The sequence below is a fragment of the Cupriavidus sp. YAF13 genome (assembly GCF_052113425.1).
GTDB lineage: Bacteria > Pseudomonadota > Gammaproteobacteria > Burkholderiales > Burkholderiaceae > Cupriavidus.
Map to the genome: position 1 here is coordinate 1 of NZ_JBFRDD010000006.1, position 15,902 is coordinate 15,902.

A 15,902-nucleotide genomic window follows, 5' to 3' on the forward strand; every position below is an offset into this window, starting at 1 on the left:
GAGTTTGGGGAGTTTGGGTCCCGGCCGCTCTTTTCGTGAAATCCCAAGGGGGTGTCGCCCCATCCGGCGCGCCTTTTTTGCCTACTTTTTTGGCAAGACAAAAAAGTAGGTCGCCGCCCCGCAGGGGAGGTGAAACTGCAGTTGCCTTTGACCTTGAAGTTAAGCAGTTGAAGCTGATTTTGCAGTTGCAGTTGCAGTTGCAGTTGCAGTGCCCCCCCGCCCCCCTAAAACAACTTCCCAATCACCAACGCCACCATCGACAACAAAACCGTCGAAGCAAACGGCAACACAAACTCCCTCCCAAACAACCGAAACCGCAAATCCCCCGGCAACCGCCCCAACCCCAGCTTCTGCAGCCAGGGCAGCGCTGCCGACAGCACGATGACGGCCAGGAAGATGGTGAGGGTCCAGCGCAGCATGTTGGGGTGCCTGAGGGGAAGAGGGTGAAATGCGCGGACTATAGCGCGTGGCTGCGATCGCCGCGTGCGAAGCCTGTCAGCGGCAGCGCCGCATCAAAGTCGCGGGTCAGCGCGATCACCTTGAACAGTTCGCCCATCTCGGCCTCGGACAGCAGCTTTTGCACCGCGTTGGCGGCGGGCAGGAAGTTGCGCGTGTCGTTGGGGTCCAGTGCCATCAGCAGCTCGGTGATGCCGGCATTCATCAGGAAGCGTGCCTGCGAGGCGAAGCCGGCTACAGTCAGCCCGGCATCGGCCGCGGCGTGGGCGATGCCGCTGAAGTTGACGTGGGCGGTGATGTCCTGCAGGCCGGGGTAGAGGAAGGGGTCCGGGTGGGCGTGATGGCGGTAGTGGCACATCAGCGTGCCGCCGACACGCTGCGGATGGTAGTACTCGGCAGCGGGGAAACCGTAATCGATCAGGAACACCGCACCCCGCGTGAGCATTGTGCCTACTGCGCGCATGAAGCCTTCGGCCTCGGCGTGGGTTTCGGTGACGATGTCGTGGTCGCCGGCCACGGCGTGCAGGGATGCGGGCAGGGCGTCGGCCGCCACGGGACGGTCCAAAAAGCCGAAGGCTGCGTCGGATACGCCGGATGCGTCGGATGCGTCAGCATCGCCGTCCCGGCGGGCCACGCCGCGCTCCAGCCAGCGGCCGTGGCTGCGGGCGAACAGCCGCACCGGCATGGCGTCCAGCACTTCATTGCCGACCACGATCCCCTCGAAATGCTCGGGCAACGTATCCAGCCAGGCGACGCGTGGGGCCAGATGCGGCGCGCGCGTGGCCAGCGTGGCCTGCTGGCGCGCGCGCAGCTCGCCGGAGAGCTCGACGATGGCGTAGCGCTCGGGCAACTGGCCTTCCTGCTCCAGGGCCAGCAGCAGGTCGGCGGCGAGCCGGCCGGTGCCGGCGCCGAATTCCAGGAGCTGCGACAGGCCCTGCGCCAGCAGCGGCGCGAACTGGCGCGCGAGCGTGCGGGCGAAATACGGGCTGAGTTCGGGGGCGGTGATGAAGTCGCTGCCATCGCGCGCGTCGCGGCCGAACTTGGCGGCGCCGCCGCTGTAGTAGCCCAGCCCGGGCGCATATAGCGCAAGCGCCATATAGCGGTCGAAACCGAGCCAGCCGCCCGCGTCGTCGATAGCCTGGCCGATGTGCGCGCTCAGCGCGGCGGACGCCGACAGTGCGTCGGCGGGGGGAAGGGGTAAACTAGCGCCTTTGTGCATACCGCGATTGTAGCAATGCCAGCCTCCGAATCCCCTGACTCCGCATCGCCTGCCGGCGCTACCGCCGCCGCAGCCTCCGCTACCCCTGCGCGCGGCATCGCGCTCGTCACTGGCGCCGCGCGCCGGCTCGGGCGTGTGATCGCGCTGGAGCTGGCCCAGCGCGGCTGGGACGTGGCGGTGCATTGCCATCGCTCCGTGGCCGAGGCCGAGGCGCTGGCCGAACAGATCCGTGCCGGTGGCCAGCGTGCCGCCGTGCTGCAGGCCGACCTGGCCGACGAGGCGTCCACCGCCACGCTGATCAAGGCCTGTACCGATGCGCTGGGCGTGCCGACCTGCCTGGTCAACAATGCCTCGCTGTTCCAGTACGACGTGGCCACCAGCTTTTCCTATGCCTCGCTCGATACGCATATGCGCACCAATGTGGCCGCGCCGCTGCTGCTCGCGCGCGAAATGCACCGCGCCATGTCGGACACCCAGCGCGGCGTGGTCATCAACCTGCTCGACCAGAAGCTGGATAACCTGAATCCGGACTTCCTGTCGTATACGCTGTCCAAGGCGGCGCTGCAGACGGCTACCGTGCAGCTGGCCCAGGCGCTGGGACCCAAGCTGAGGGTGGTGGGCGTGGCGCCCGGCATCACCATGGTCTCGGGCGACCAGTCCAGCCCGGGCTTCCGGCGCGCCCACCGCATGACGCCGCTGGGGCAGTCGTCCACGCCGGAGGACATCGCGCAGGCGGTGGCCTACCTGGCCGAGGCGCGTGCCGTGACCGGCACCACGCTTTACGTCGACGGCGGCCAGCACCTGATGCCGCTGGCGCGCGACGTGATGTTCCTGACCGAATGATCGAATAACGTATCCGGCGCGCGCGCCAAGCCCGCGCGCGCCTTCCTCCTCTTTTTTCCTCTCCCCCATCATGACCATGCTCGCCGCCCTCACACATCCCAGCCTGCAAGACTGCCGCCGCATGTTCTTGCGCAACTACGAAGTGCAGATCAATATCGGTGTGCACGAATTCGAGAAAAAGGGCGAACAACGCGTGCTGATCAATATCGACCTGTTCGTGCCACTGGCCCAGAGCACGCCCCAGGACGACAAGCTGCAGGAAGTGGTGGACTACGATTTCATGCGCAATACGGTCGCCGAGCGCATGGCGCAGGGCCACGTCCACCTGCAGGAAACCCTGTGCGACGACGTGGCGCGCGCCATGCTCAAGCACCCCAAGGTGCGCGCCGTGCGCGTATCGACCGAAAAGCCGGATGTGTACCCGGACTGCGATTCGGTCGGCGTCGAGGTGTTCCATATCAAGAGCGAGCCGGTTGGCCAGTAAGTGAGCCGCTCTGGCGGGCTGCCGGCGCAGGGTGGCAGCTCACGGTAAAATGCCGGGTTCTCCGGCCCCGGCAGCTTGCGCATGTGATGCAACTGCCGCATTGCGCGCCGTTTTGCCCTTGCTTTGCCGTACCCCATCGCCCCATCGCCCCATCGCCATGACCGCCACCACGCATTCCAAGAACTTCTTCCGTCTGGAGACCTATCTCCAGTCGCAGACGGGCCGCGCCATCGGCGATTTCAAGATGATCGAGGATGGCGACACGGTGCTGGTGTGCCTCTCCGGTGGCAAGGACTCGTACACCATGCTGTCGGTGCTGATGGCGCTGCAAAAGCGCGCGCCGGTCAAGTTCAAGCTGATCGCGATGAACCTGGACCAGAAGCAGCCGGGCTTTCCCGCGCACATCCTGCCGGCTTACCTGAAATCGGTGGGGGTGGAGTATGTGATCGTCGACGCGGATACCTATTCCATCGTCAAGGAGAAGGTGCCCGAGGGCAAGACCACCTGCTCGCTGTGCTCGCGCCTGCGCCGCGGCGTGATCTACCGTACCGCGAAGGAACTTGGCGCCAACAAGATCGCGCTGGGCCACCATCGCGACGACATCATCCAGACCTTCTTCCTGAACCTGTTCTTCGGCGGCAAGATGAAGGCGATGCCGCCCAAGCTGGCCACCGACGACGGCCAGCACATCGTGATCCGCCCGCTGGCCTATTGCCCTGAGAAGGACATCGCCAGCTACGCGCGCGCGATGGAATACCCGATCATCCCGTGCAACCTGTGCGGCTCGCAGGAAAACCTGCAGCGCAAGAAGGTCAAGGAGATGGTGCTGGAGTGGGAGCGGACCAATCCGGGGCGCACCGACAATATCTTTGCCGCGCTGCGCAGCGTGGTGCCGTCGCATCTGGCCGATACCGATCTGTTCGATTTCAACGGGCTGGCAACCGGCCTGGCCAAGGTGGACGAGGCCTCGCTGTTCGGCGAGACCACCTTCTCCCAGCAGCCGCTGGTCTTCGCGGGCGGCATGGAAGAGAACAAGCTGGAATTTGTGCGCTTCGAGAAGTCGGCGCCCGCCAGCCCGGCGCAGCCTGCCGCCGAATAGGCCACGGGCCGGCCTCCCGGCCCCTCGTCAGTTCTCAGCGCGCGTTGGACGGGGCGCCGCCGCATTGGCGGTGCCATCGCGCATCAACGCGTTCGCGTCATCGATCCATTTCTGGAAGCGATCCGCCGCGTGGGCCTTCTGCTCCGGTGTGGTCAGGTTGGCAATGGTGACGGTCAGCGCCAGCCCGGCCTCGTTGTTGGCGTCGTAACGGGCATTGCGCTCCCGCGTGGGCGGATTCTGCCAGTGATCGCCATAGCGCCTTAGCATCTCCACGACCTGGGCCTTGGGAGGATGCTCAGCCTGCACCTGGCGCACCAGCGCGAGCCATTCCTGCTGGCGCTTGACGCGTTCCGCGTAGCGCGCTTCGGCGCCTTGCACCACGGGCGCCATGGCGCTGCGGATCGTGGCCTCCTGATCGCTAGAGAAGCGCCCGTAGACCAGCCGCGCGTAGTCCATCACCTTGTCGAACCGGGCCTCCTCGCGGGCCGCCGGGTCGGGGCGCAGGTATTCCTTGCGGTATTTGGCGTTGGCGTCGGCGAATTTCTTCTCCATGCGGGCGATCTGCTCAGGGGTCAGCGTCAGCAGCAGGTCGGCCACGTCGGGTGTGGAGCGGTCGAAGGCAACGCGCGCCAGGCGCTGAGCGTCGTCCTGGATCTTGCCCACCGCGGCCGCAGAGACCGGCTGCTGTACCTCGCTCTTGGCCTGGCGCAGCAGGCCGGCGATCTCGGGCAACTGGTCCTTGCGATGCCAGGCGAAGAAGCGGGCGATGGCGTCGCGGGTTAGGGGTTCCTGGCTGGCGGAGACGTCGACGTAGTTGTCGATCCACCAGTAGGCGAGCCGGTCGCCCTGCTGGTAGCCTAGCTTCAGGGCATTGCAGGCCGTCAGGGCGACCACGGCTGTGACCAGAAGGAGACACCGGACACGGTCCCCGCGCAGGAAGGGATTTGCGCTCAAACGGCGCAAAACCCCCATGATAGAATCCTTTTCCGCGCGTTTTGGCAGCTGATCGTGCCCGCGATTCCCAACCGTTGCTGGCTTTGCCACCGGTTTCGGGGTCCGGGCCAGGACCCTGGCCAGCGCTGCCGGCCCCCGGGCTCGCCGAGGGGGTGATTCATACTGTTTGCTGGACACACTCACTTAGGACCCTCCTTGTGAATATCGTCATTCTCGCTGCAGGAATGGGCAAGCGGATGAACTCCGCGCTGCCCAAGGTCCTGCATCCTCTCGCTGGCCGGCCGCTGCTTGCTCATGTGATTGAAACGGCACGAAAATTGTTGCCGACCCGGCTCGTGGTGGTGGTTGGGCATGGCGCCGACTGCGTGCGCGAGGCGGTTGGCGCGCCAGACGTTGCCTTCGCCCTGCAGGCCGAGCAGCTTGGCACCGGCCATGCCGTGGCGCAGGCGCTCCCGCTGCTCGACGACAGCCAGCCTACGCTGGTGCTGTACGGCGATGTGCCTCTGACCGAAGCCGCCACGCTGCAGCGCCTGGTGGCCGCGGCCGGCAGCGAGCGCTTCGGCATCCTGACGGTCGAGATGGAGGACCCCACCGGCTATGGCCGCATCGTGCGCGAGGCGGGCAAGATCGTGCGCATCGTCGAGCAAAAGGATGCCAGCGAGCCGCAGCGCGCCATCCGTGAAATCAACACCGGCATCATCCTGGCGCCCACCGGCCCCCTGCGTCGCTGGCTGTCCACGCTGCGCAATGACAACGCCCAGGGCGAGTACTACCTGACCGACGCCGTCGAGCGCGCGGTGGCGGACGGCATGGAAGTGGTTTCCGCGCAGCCCGATGCGCTGTGGGAAACGCTGGGCGTGAACAGCAAGGTGCAGCTCGCCGAGCTGGAGCGCATCCATCAGCGCAACCTGGCGCAGCGCCTGCTGGAAGCCGGCGTGACGCTGCTGGATCCGGCGCGCATCGATATCCGCGGCGAGCTTACCTGCGGGCGCGACGTCACCATCGACGTGAACTGCGTGTTCGAAGGCCGCGTGCACCTGGAAGACGGCGCCCATATCGGCGCCAACTGCGTGCTGCGCAACAGCACCGTGGGCGCTGGCGCGCGGGTGCAGCCGTTCTGCCATTTCGAGGATGCCAGCGTCGGCGCGGCCGGGCGCATCGGCCCGTACGCGCGCCTGCGTCCCGGCACGGTGCTGGGCGAGGATGTGCACATCGGCAACTTCGTCGAGGTCAAGAACAGCCAGATCGCCGCGCACAGCAAGGCCAACCACCTTGCCTACGTGGGCGACGCCACGGTCGGCTCGCGCGTCAACATCGGCGCGGGCACCATCACCTGCAACTACGATGGCGCGAACAAGTACCGCACCGTCATCGAGGACGATGTCTTTATCGGTTCCGACACGCAGCTGGTCGCGCCGGTGACCGTGCGCCGCGGTGCCACCATTGGCGCCGGCACCACGTTGACCAAGGATGCGGCGGCCGACAAGCTGACGCTGTCGCGCTCCAAGCAGATGACGCTCGACGCGTGGCAGCGCCCGGTCAAGCAAGCCAAGAAATAAATCCCGCCACCACCTGGCCGGGATACGGCCGGGCGGCAATGGCAACTCGCGGGAGACGGCAGCGCCGTCCTCGCGCCAATCATCCGGTGCGGCCGTGTCCGCGCCCTGTGGGAGAAGAATATGTGCGGCATCGTCGGCGGGGTTTCCTCGCGCAATATTGTTCCGGTCCTGATCGAAGGACTGCGTCGCCTCGAGTACCGTGGCTATGATTCCTGCGGCGTGGCGGTAGTGCGCGACAACGCGCTCGAGCGCGCACGCACGGTCTCGCGCGTGGCCGACCTGGACGAGCAGACCCGCGCGTCCGGCCTGGCCGGCATGACCGGCGTGGCGCATACGCGCTGGGCCACGCACGGCAAGCCTGACACCACCAACGCCCACCCGCATTTCTCGGGTGAGTCCATCGCGCTGGTGCACAACGGCATCATCGAGAACTACGAGCCGCTGCGCGAAGAGCTGCGCGCCGCCGGCTATGGCTTCGAGTCGCAGACCGATACCGAAGTGGTGGCCCACCTGATCCATCAGGTCTACACCTACCCGAGCAGCGCCACGCGCGGCGACCTGTTCGCCTCGGTGCGTGCCGTGACCAAGCGCCTGCACGGGGCCTACGCCATCGCCGTGTTCTCCAAGGACCATCCGGAACGCGTGGTTGGCGCCCGCGCCGGCTCGCCGCTGGTGGTGGCGCTGGGCGACAACGAATCCTTCCTGGCTTCCGACGCGCTGGCCGTGGCGGGTACCGCCAACCGCATCATCTACCTGGAAGAAGGCGACGTGGTGGAACTCACCCGCGAAGGCGCCACCATCCGCGACGTGCACGACCACCTGGTCGAGCGCGAAGTGCGCGTGGTCGAGACGCACGCCGCGGCGGCGGAGCTGGGCCCGTACCGCCACTTCATGCAGAAGGAAATCTTCGAGCAGCCGCGCGCGCTCGGCGATACGCTGGAAGGCATCGACGCCATTACGCCCGAGCTGTTCGGCGAGACCGCCCAGAGCGTGTTCAGCGAGATCGACAGCGTGCTGATCCTGGCTTGCGGCACCAGCTATTACTCGGGCTGCACCGCCAAGTACTGGCTCGAATCCGTGGCCAGGATCCCGACCCAGGTCGAGGTGGCGAGCGAGTACCGCTACCGCGAAACCGTGCCCAACCCGCGCGCGCTGGTGGTGGTGATCTCGCAGTCTGGCGAGACCGCCGATACCATGGCTGCCCTGCGCCACGCCAAGTCGCTGGGCCACACGCATACCCTCGCTGTGTGCAATGTGTCCACCAGCGCCATGGTGCGCGAGACCGCGCTGCGCTTCCTGACGCGTGCCGGCACCGAGATCGGCGTCGCGTCGACCAAGGCCTTCACCACCCAGCTCGCCGCGCTGTACATGCTGACCCTGGCGCTGGCCAAGGTACGCGGCAGGCTCACGGCCGAGGCGGAAGCCGCGGCGCTGACCAACCTGCGCCACCTGCCCGTGGCCCTGCACGGCGTGCTGGCGCTGGAGCCGCAGATCATCTCCTGGTCCGAGGACTTCGCCCGCCGCGAGAATGCGCTCTTCCTGGGCCGTGGCCTGCATTACCCGATCGCCCTGGAAGGCGCGCTCAAGCTCAAGGAAATCTCGTACATCCACGCCGAAGCCTATCCGGCCGGCGAGCTCAAGCACGGCCCGCTGGCACTGGTGACCGAGGCCATGCCCGTGGTCACGGTGGCACCCAACGACGCGCTGCTGGAAAAGCTGAAGTCCAACATCCAGGAAGTGCGCGCCCGCGGCGGCCGTCTCTATGTGTTCGCTGACAGCGACACTCATATCCATTCCACCGAARGCATCCAGGTCATCCGCCTGCCCGAGCACTACGGCGACCTGTCGCCGATCCTGCACGTGGTGCCGCTGCAATTGCTGGCCTACCATACCGCGTGCGCGCGCGGCACCGACGTGGACAAGCCGCGTAACCTGGCCAAGTCGGTCACGGTGGAGTAACGCAAGCGATAGCTGCAAGCCGCGCCGCACGGCATGGCCAGGAACGTCTGGCCGGCCGGGCGGCATGGCCGGCATGGGTAAGCGGGTATGCATGCCAGTTGCCGGTAGAGGGCGCGCGGCCAGGTGGCCGGTTCCGCGCCAATGCTGGTTTCAGCATGGCCTTTTGGCTCGCTGCCCGCTATCGGTGAGTTGCCTACTTCGCTATCGGCTAACGTCGCCGGTTCGCCTCGTCCGTTTGGCTGACTTGAATAATCCCGGCCAATAGCCAAAAATCCCGCACGGCTGTGTTCTCGCCGAAGGCGTGCCCGGCACCGGGCCTCCTGCAGATCCAGATCACCAGATCACCAGATCAGCGGGAAGAAGACAGAACGATAAAAAGATAAAAGACCAAATACGATAATGCGGACCAGGTGCTCTAGGAGTCCCGCCGCACACCTTGCCTCGGGAATGACTGAAGATTGGCTTGCCGGGCGGCTCTTCAGCCACCCAGAATGGCTGGTGTGTCCAGTTGGCGGCGTCACGCGCCTGCAGCCTCGCCACTCTCGCCACTCTCGCCATTCTCGCTGTTCTCGCTGTCCCAGCATCCCGGCAGCGGGCGGTCACGGTCATGCGCCACGCGGTGCCGCAGGATCGGTCCTGTGATCCGGCAACCTGGTTTCGCCGCATGAGCGCCGCCAACCCGCCCTGGCACCATGGCGCTGGCGTCATGCTGGCCCGCCGCCTGCATGTGGCCGGTCTCATCGGCATGCTGGCCTGGCTGCTGATGGCGCGGGCCTGGGCCTCCGATGCTGGCCCGCTACCCCTGCAAGACCCCAATGTGTCCTGGTTGCGCGATCCTGGCGGGCGGCTCACGATCGCGCAGGTTGCCGCCCATGCCGATGGATTCCAGCCATTGCGCGGTGGCCTGAACGAGGGTTTCACCCACGACGCGGTCTGGCTCAAGGTGGTGCTGTCCGCGGCGGCCCAGGGTGGCGAGCGCTGGCTGGAGATCTGGCCGGGGGCGCTTGACGATGTGCGCCTGTACCAGGCAACAGCGAACGGCACCTGGGTGGAGCGCCGCAGCGGCAACGCGCTGCCCTTCGACGCCCGCGACGGCTCCGGTGGGCGTTATCGCAACCTGGCCTTCCGGCTTGCGCAGCCGCAGCCGGGCGATGTGCTCTACCTGCGCATCCGGACCACCGGCACCATGGCGGTGGCGTTGCGGCTGTGGCATGGGTCGGCGCTGAGCGCGGCAAGCGCGGCCGCCAATATCGGCTATGGCATGCACCTGGGTTTCATGGCCACGGCGGTGCTCTTCTACCTGGCCGGCTGGTTGCTGACCCGCCGCGCGCTCTACGGGGCTTTTTCCTTGCTCGTGGCCGTGGCTACCCTGCGCTGGTTTGCCGCTGACGGACTGGCCAGCCAGTTTTTCTTTCCGCACGATGCCACCGTGCCGCTCTTGGCCGCCAAGGCCCTGGTGGGGCTCCAATGGGCGTGCGCCAGCCTGTTCGTGATCTGCCTGCTGCAGCTGCGCGAGCGCGCGCCGCGCCTGCTGCGCTATCACCAGGGCCTCATGCTGATGGGCCTGGCGGTCGCCTTGTCGTCATCGAGCGATCACTACGGTACCGCGGTTTCCGTGCTCTATACCGGGGTGCTGCTGGGGCAATTGCTCTCGATTCCGGTCTATCTTCAACTGTGGCGCACCGGAGGGCTTTCCGGACGGCTGGTCGCGGCCTCACTATCGCTGTACTGCCTCATCATCCTGCCTGGCTGCCTTGGCGCGTTCGGCCTGTTGCCGCTGAGTCCCGTCACCACACAAAGCGTGCACCTGCTCGACCTGGCGCTGATGCTGGCGCTGCACCTGACCATTGTGCTGCGCGTGCGCGAAGCGGACAGCGAGCGCAAGCGGGAGCGGCAGCAGGCCCGCGAGGCGATGGCGTCTTCCCTGCGCGAGCGGCGTGCGTTCGAGGAGCAAAGCCGTTTGCTCGCGATGATGACGCATGAGGTCCGCACGCCGGTAGCAGTGATCGATGCCGCGGCCTATAGCCTGCGCCTGCTCGATGACATCGGCGGCGACCGCGCGCAGCGCGAGAGCCGCTACCAGAGCATCCAGCTGGCCGTGCGGCGGCTAAAGCTCCTCATGGAGCTGGCCGAGGCGCGCGAGCGGCTGGTGCCCGGCGAACAGCAGCTCGACTCCGCGCCGTTTGGCTTCGCCGAACTCAGCCGGGACGTGCTCGCGTCGCTCGAGCCGCAAGCGGCGGCCCGGGTATCCCTGGAGGCCGGGGCCGGGTTGCCCCAGCTCGATGGCGATGTCCGCCTGCTGCACTTCGCCTTGCTCAACCTGCTCGACAACGCGCTCAAGTACGCGTACCCGGCGAGCCGCATCCTGATCGACATCGCCGCTGGCATGCGCGAGGGTGTGCGCGGCGTGGCCTGGCGCATTCGCGACCAGGGGCCCGGCGTGCCCTTGGGCAAGGAAGACGTGATCTTCGAGAAATTCCACCGGCTCGGCGAGATTGCCGACCAGCCCGGCCTAGGGCTGGGCCTGCCGCTGGCGCGCAAGATCATGGAGCTGCATGGCGGGACCCTGCGCTGCGATCCGGACTGGCGCGAGGGGGCCTGCTTCGTGGCGTGGCTGCCGGAGGCCGCATGACTGTCGCCGCCGTGCTTGCCGCCCTCGCTGCTTCCGATGCCGCCCCGACCGGGATGCCCAAAGGGGTTCCCATCGCGCTGGTCGAGGACAACGAGCGCCTGCGCACGGAGCTGACCTTTCACTTGACCCACGCCGGCTATGCCGTCGCGAGCCTGGCCAATGCAGCGGCGCTGGACGCGCACCTGGCGAGCCGGCCGTGCCGGCTGCTGATACTGGACCTGGGCCTTCCGGACGAGGACGGGTTGTCGATCTGCGAGCGCCTGCGCCGGACCCGGCCCGACTTGGGCATCGTCATGCTGACCGCGCGCGGCATGGCCCACCACCGGCTCGCCGGGCTGCGCGGCGGCGCCGATGGCTATCTCGTCAAGCCGGCGCGCACGGAAGAGCTGCTGCTGGTGATCGCCAACCTGCTGCGCCGCCTCGGCCCCGCGACGCCTGACCTTCCTTTGCCGCCGCTGGCCGGTGCGCCCGCGCCAGCCTGGTGCCTCGATGCGCGCCGTCTCATGGCCATCACGCCGGATGGCAACCCGCTCCTGCTCACGCGCATGGAAAGCCAGCTGCTGCAGGCCTTGCGGCGCAGCGCGCCCGATCCCGCCGGCCGCCGCCAATTGGTGGAAGCGCTGGGCGGCAACTACCTTGACTTCGACGAGCACCGGCTAGAGGTCGCCATCAGCCGGCTGCGCGGAAAGCTCTCGCAGGCTTGGCCGCATGGCCCGGCGATCCGCACGGTGCGTGGCGTCGGCTACCTGCTGGCGCAGCGCTGGCAGGACCAGGCTGAGGGATAGCACCCGGCGGCGAGCCTTTTTTGAGCTTCTGCATGCTTGCGAGTCTTTGTGAGTCTTTGTGAGTATTTGTGAGCTTTGCCGGCGCGGATTTTTGTATCCTCACCCCCCGTCAGGGGGCTGGCTGGCTTAGGGGATTCGTCCGCCGCTCGGGACGCCTTGATGCCCGCCGTACCTGGCAAGAAGAAAAAAAAGCAGAAGAAGAGGAAGCAAAAGAAGCGTGGAGCAAGAATGAGGCAGAGCGAGCTATTGGGAAGAGTGGCCAACGGGGCGGTCCTGCGCATTGCTCGCGATCCCTGGGGCAGGCTCTTGCCAAGCGTCGTGCTGGTGGAACCTGGCGCGCAAGGCAACGACGAGGTCGTTCACCGCTGGCAGATCCGCAAGATGATGGATTCAGGCTTGCTGCAGTACGACGGCAGTACGGCCGAGGACTCCAGCATGTATGTCCCGACCTCTGCCGGGCTTGCCATTGGCCATGCGTGGAATCGCGCGAAGGCGAGAGCCGGGGCGGCCGGGCCGCCTGCCGCCGGCCCGGCGCAGGGCTCGAACTAGATCAGTCCTGGCTCGCCACGCCGTTCCTGCCTGCGGCCTTGGCCTGGCAAAGGGCCTTGTCATCGTCCAGGGGGCGCAATGCCGGTGACCAGCACCGCGCCTACCGGAGCTCGGCAGACCTGAGGAAGCTCGCCGAGATCTCCTGCGTCAGCAGGCTGATGGCTTCCATCTCCCCATCGGACAGCCCGCCCGTGCAGGGCGTCGGGCCCCAGTCTCCGCAGATCATGGCGACGCAGCGATTCTTGATCATCACGGGCGCCAGCAGGATGGAGCGGGCATCGGGCATCTGTTCCCGATACCAGCGGGGCACGCGGTGCGCCACCTCTTTGTCAAAGGAGTCCTCGAACAGCAGCGGCTTGTTGCCGATGGCGGCGAAGTGAAAGATATCGGGGACGAAGCCTTCTTCGAAGGACAGGGCTTCCATCTTCTCGCGCATGCCCTCGCCAAATCCAACCCGTGCGCCAAAACGCTTCGCCATGGGGTTGAGCAGCATGAGGAAGCAATGCGAGAAGTTCAGCGCCTGCATGGCCGATTCGAGCACCAGCGGCGCCAGCTCGGAGACCGGCAGCTCGCCGCCCTCGCGCTGTACTTCCTGCAGGCTTTGCTGAAGGCGCTTGAGGGCATCCTTCGGCTTGCCGGCGTTCAGGGCGGGGGTCGCCTCGGCCGTCCCGGGTGACTCCGCATTGGTCATGGAGACATTGAGTGCCAGGGCCTGCAGGACTGCGCCTTCCACCGCGCATGCTTGCAGGCCAAGTGCCTCGGCGTGATCCAGCAGCAAGGCCTGGACCTCTTCCCGCGGCGCGTCCCTTGCCACCAGCGTGGCGGCCCGGGACGAGATGTTGGCAATCGCGCCCAGCCAGCCGGCGTGGGATTCCAGCACCGAATCCGCGTCGAAGCGCTGGCAGAGCATCGACGTCGCGATCAGGCTGGGCAGCCTCCATTTGATCGCCGCCGCTGCCGCGATGTCTTCGAGGGTGACACCCAGCACTTGCTGGCACGCTTCGCTTTCCTTGGCGGAGTCGCCCTTGCATATGGCCTGGACCTGTTCCCACTCCTCGGCAAAGTAGAAGACCAGAAGCAGGCGGCTCATGTGGTGCATCAACGTGCAGACCACGGCTTCTTCCGCCTGCCTGATGCCTTGGGCGTTGCTGAGCGCGCGCGTGAACTCGCCGGCGATCAGGGCCTGCTTCAGTTCAGTGGAAGCCTGCGGCCGGTTGATGGCCACCCCGGAGAAATAGTCCAGCAACTGGACCCCGAGCGTGAGGTGGCTGATCGCTTCGACCCCCAGGACCAGGATGGCGCGCGACACCGTCGTGACTTCGCCCCCGAACGAGCGATACATGGCGGAATTGGCCAGGCGTATGACCTTCTGCGACAAGCTGAAATCGCAGAGCACGCCCGCAGCCATCTCGCCGACGCTGGTGTCGCTGTTGAGCGTCTTGAAAACGTTGTCGATGCAGAACTGCAGCGTGGGGAAATCCCCTTGCTGCGCCATGCGGCTCCATAGCGTCTCGAAGAACGTATTGCTTGAATGGTTTGACATGGCGGCGTCTACTTCGAGAACACTTGGGCATTGCCAAGCTGCAGCGTGCCGGCTTGCGCCAGGTCCACGAACTGGGCCGGGCTCATTGCCTTTGCATAGCGCCAGCCCTGCACCAGCTCACAGCCTTGCTCGGCCAGCAACTGGCTTTGCTCGTCCGACTCCACCCCTTCGGCGATGGCCACCAGCCCGAGTTCCCGCGCGAGCGACAACACGGCAAACACGATGGTCCGCGCATGCGGGGAGTCCATCATGTCGGCCACAAAGCTCTGGTCGATCTTCAGTGCGGAGAGCGGGAAGCGGCGCAGGTAGGACAAGCTCGAGTACCCCGTGCCGAAGTCGTCGACCGCGAACCGCACGCCCAGTTCGCGCAACTCCGTCAGCAAGTCTTGCGCCGCCTCGGGGTCGGTCATCAGCGCGCCTTCCGTGATCTCCAGGACCAGCCGGTGCGAGCTGACGCCGGCATCCCTGATGGCCCGCCTGACGCTGTCCGCGAAGCCGGGGTGCCTGAACTGGACCGGAGAGACATTGACCGATATGTATCCCACGTCCAGCCCGAGCGCATCCCAGCTTGCCAGTTGCGCGCACGCGCAACGCAGCGCCCACGCCCCGAGATGGTTGATGAGGCCGTTATGCTCCGCAACCGGGATAAACACGGCCGGTGGCACGGACCCTGTCGGGTGTTGCCACCGCATCAGCGCCTCGACCGCGCAGACCTTGCCGGTGCCGGGCCACACGATCGGCTGGTAGTGGAGCAGGAACTCGCCGTTCTGGACGGCCTCGAACATGTTCTGTTCGATCCGGAACTGCTCGTCCAGCCGATGCTCCAGCTCCGGCGTGTAGACGCAGTATCGATTCTTGCCCTGCGCCTTGGCGTCATACATGGCCAGGTCCGCACGCTTGAGCAACTGCGACTCGGACTGATGGGCCAGCGTGCCGAAGGTGAGCCCCAGGCTGGTGGTGACGCGGATCTGGCAGCCGGCCAGGTGAAAAGGCTGCCTGCAGACATGGATCACCTTCTCCACGATGCCGATGGCGGCCGCTTCCGACGCGATCCCGTCGAGCAGCAGCACGAACTCATCGCCGCCCAGCCGCGCGACCATGTCCGTCGGGCGAACCGCCCCGCGCAGCCGCACGCTGACTTGCTTGAGCAAGGCGTCGCCAAATTCATGGCCGAGCGAGTCGTTGACCTTCTTGAACCCGTCGAGGTCCATCAGGGCGAGCGCAAATGGCGCCTTTCCCGTGCCATCTTCGGCAAAGTACCCGGCAATGCGTTCGCGCACCATGGCGCGGTTGCCTACGCCGGTGAGCGGATCGCGAAAGGACGCCTCGATGAGCCGCGCTTCGTTGTCGACCCAGTCGGTCACGTCGTAGCCAAACAGCAGCAAGCTCGGGTTGCCGTCTTCGTCGGCGTGGCGGCACACGCGCAGGTCCAGCCAGCGGCTTTCGCCGACCCCGCCCGAGAAGCGGATGCGGCCGGTCTTGCAAGGCGCTTCCTGCTCGCAGGCACGCAGCAGCTCGGCGAGCTGCTCGCGCTGCTCGAACGAGACGACATCCAGGATCGAGGATTTAAGAAGGTATTCCCGGGGATAGGCAAGCAACTGCGCCGAGGCTTCGGTTGCCAGGATGATGTTGCCCGCGACATCGATCTGCAGGGCGAGCGCGCCCGAAGCCTCGAGCAATGCCCAGGCATCCCGCGCCGATACCCCGGCGGATAGCAGTGGGTTCCGGTCGGAGGATGGCCATTCACGGGGCTCGTCCGCTAGAACTGCGTCATACGTAAACGACGTCATGGAACTCTGGTTGAAACTCGGGCCGAATTG

13 protein-coding genes are annotated in these 15,902 nt (G+C 66.4%); 8 read left to right on the forward strand and 5 right to left on the reverse strand.

What is annotated here, in order from left to right:
- Positions 1-224: 224 nt before the first annotated feature.
- Positions 225-419, reverse strand: a complete 195-nt coding sequence (locus AB4061_RS06800) for a DUF2905 domain-containing protein (RefSeq protein WP_150992005.1) — start codon at positions 417-419, stop codon at positions 225-227.
- Between the two features lie 38 nt (positions 420-457).
- Positions 458-1,675 (reverse strand): class I SAM-dependent methyltransferase, encoded by a 1,218-nt coding sequence (locus AB4061_RS06805; RefSeq protein WP_441632149.1) that lies wholly within the window; start codon positions 1,673-1,675, stop codon positions 458-460.
- 15 nt (positions 1,676-1,690) lie between these two features.
- Here AB4061_RS06805 and AB4061_RS06810 point away from each other — a divergent pair, with 15 nt between their 5' ends.
- The 3 genes from AB4061_RS06810 to ttcA all read left to right on the forward strand — a co-directional run bounded on the left by AB4061_RS06810 (position 1,691) and on the right by ttcA (position 4,101).
- Complete coding sequence (locus AB4061_RS06810; RefSeq protein ID WP_082054778.1) at positions 1,691-2,518, forward strand: SDR family oxidoreductase; 828 nt, start codon at positions 1,691-1,693, stop codon at positions 2,516-2,518.
- A 70-nt stretch (positions 2,519-2,588) separates the two neighbouring features.
- Positions 2,589-3,002, forward strand: a complete 414-nt coding sequence (locus tag AB4061_RS06815; protein ID WP_150992011.1) for a dihydroneopterin aldolase — start codon at positions 2,589-2,591, stop codon at positions 3,000-3,002.
- Positions 3,003-3,159: 157 nt separating this feature from the next.
- Positions 3,160-4,101, forward strand: coding sequence for a tRNA 2-thiocytidine(32) synthetase TtcA (ttcA, locus tag AB4061_RS06820; protein ID WP_150992013.1), 942 nt, complete (start codon positions 3,160-3,162; stop codon positions 4,099-4,101).
- 27 nt (positions 4,102-4,128) lie between these two features.
- On the opposite strand, the gene AB4061_RS06825 is transcribed toward ttcA, so the two are convergent.
- Positions 4,129-4,995 (reverse strand): DUF6279 family lipoprotein, encoded by an 867-nt coding sequence (locus AB4061_RS06825; RefSeq protein ID WP_441632152.1) that lies wholly within the window; start codon positions 4,993-4,995, stop codon positions 4,129-4,131.
- 257 nt (positions 4,996-5,252) lie between these two features.
- Here AB4061_RS06825 and glmU point away from each other — a divergent pair, with 257 nt between their 5' ends.
- The 5 genes from glmU (at position 5,253) to AB4061_RS06850 (ending at position 12,539) form a co-directional block, all read left to right on the forward strand.
- The gene (gene glmU / locus AB4061_RS06830) at positions 5,253-6,614 is read left to right on the forward strand and encodes a bifunctional UDP-N-acetylglucosamine diphosphorylase/glucosamine-1-phosphate N-acetyltransferase GlmU (RefSeq protein ID WP_441632154.1); all 1,362 of its coding nucleotides are present in this window, start codon (positions 5,253-5,255) and stop codon (positions 6,612-6,614) included.
- A gap of 120 nt (positions 6,615-6,734) precedes the next feature.
- Entirely contained in the window at positions 6,735-8,573 is a 1,839-nt protein-coding gene (glmS, locus tag AB4061_RS06835; protein WP_441632156.1) for a glutamine--fructose-6-phosphate transaminase (isomerizing), read from the forward strand.
- A 664-nt stretch (positions 8,574-9,237) separates the two neighbouring features.
- A complete protein-coding gene (locus tag AB4061_RS06840; RefSeq protein ID WP_441632157.1) occupies positions 9,238-11,205 on the forward strand; it encodes a sensor histidine kinase in 1,968 nt (655 codons plus the stop codon).
- Entirely contained in the window at positions 11,202-11,990 is a 789-nt protein-coding gene (locus tag AB4061_RS06845) for a response regulator transcription factor (protein ID WP_441632159.1), read from the forward strand. Before AB4061_RS06840 ends, AB4061_RS06845 begins: the two co-directional genes overlap by 4 nt.
- 228 nt (positions 11,991-12,218) lie before the next feature.
- Positions 12,219-12,539: a hypothetical protein gene (locus tag AB4061_RS06850; RefSeq protein ID WP_441632161.1), complete on the forward strand. Its 321-nt coding sequence runs from the start codon at positions 12,219-12,221 to the stop codon at positions 12,537-12,539.
- A gap of 100 nt (positions 12,540-12,639) precedes the next feature.
- Here AB4061_RS06850 and AB4061_RS06855 read toward each other — a convergent pair whose 3' ends face one another.
- Entirely contained in the window at positions 12,640-14,082 is a 1,443-nt protein-coding gene (locus AB4061_RS06855; RefSeq protein ID WP_441632163.1) for an HDOD domain-containing protein, read from the reverse strand.
- Between the two features lie 8 nt (positions 14,083-14,090).
- Complete coding sequence (locus AB4061_RS06860) at positions 14,091-15,872, reverse strand: putative bifunctional diguanylate cyclase/phosphodiesterase (RefSeq protein WP_441632165.1); 1,782 nt, start codon at positions 15,870-15,872, stop codon at positions 14,091-14,093.
- Positions 15,873-15,902: the final 30 nt, after the last annotated feature.

Excerpts from the sequence above, each read along its gene's own strand:
- AB4061_RS06800 (WP_150992005.1), bottom strand. The coding sequence starts at position 419 with ATGCTGCGCTGGACCCTCACCATCTTCCTGGCCGTCATCGTGCTGTCG.
- AB4061_RS06805 (WP_441632149.1), bottom strand. The coding sequence starts at position 1,675 with ATGCACAAAGGCGCTAGTTTACCCCTTCCCCCCGCCGACGCACTGTCG.
- AB4061_RS06810 (WP_082054778.1), top strand. The coding sequence starts at position 1,691 with ATGCCAGCCTCCGAATCCCCTGACTCCGCATCGCCTGCCGGCGCTACC.
- AB4061_RS06815 (WP_150992011.1), top strand. The coding sequence starts at position 2,589 with ATGACCATGCTCGCCGCCCTCACACATCCCAGCCTGCAAGACTGCCGC.
- ttcA (WP_150992013.1), top strand. The coding sequence starts at position 3,160 with ATGACCGCCACCACGCATTCCAAGAACTTCTTCCGTCTGGAGACCTAT.
- AB4061_RS06840 (WP_441632157.1), top strand. The coding sequence starts at position 9,238 with ATGAGCGCCGCCAACCCGCCCTGGCACCATGGCGCTGGCGTCATGCTG.
- AB4061_RS06845 (WP_441632159.1), top strand. The coding sequence starts at position 11,202 with ATGACTGTCGCCGCCGTGCTTGCCGCCCTCGCTGCTTCCGATGCCGCC.
- AB4061_RS06850 (WP_441632161.1), top strand. The coding sequence starts at position 12,219 with ATGAGGCAGAGCGAGCTATTGGGAAGAGTGGCCAACGGGGCGGTCCTG.
- AB4061_RS06855 (WP_441632163.1), bottom strand. The coding sequence starts at position 14,082 with ATGTCAAACCATTCAAGCAATACGTTCTTCGAGACGCTATGGAGCCGC.
- AB4061_RS06860 (WP_441632165.1), bottom strand. The coding sequence starts at position 15,872 with ATGACGTCGTTTACGTATGACGCAGTTCTAGCGGACGAGCCCCGTGAA.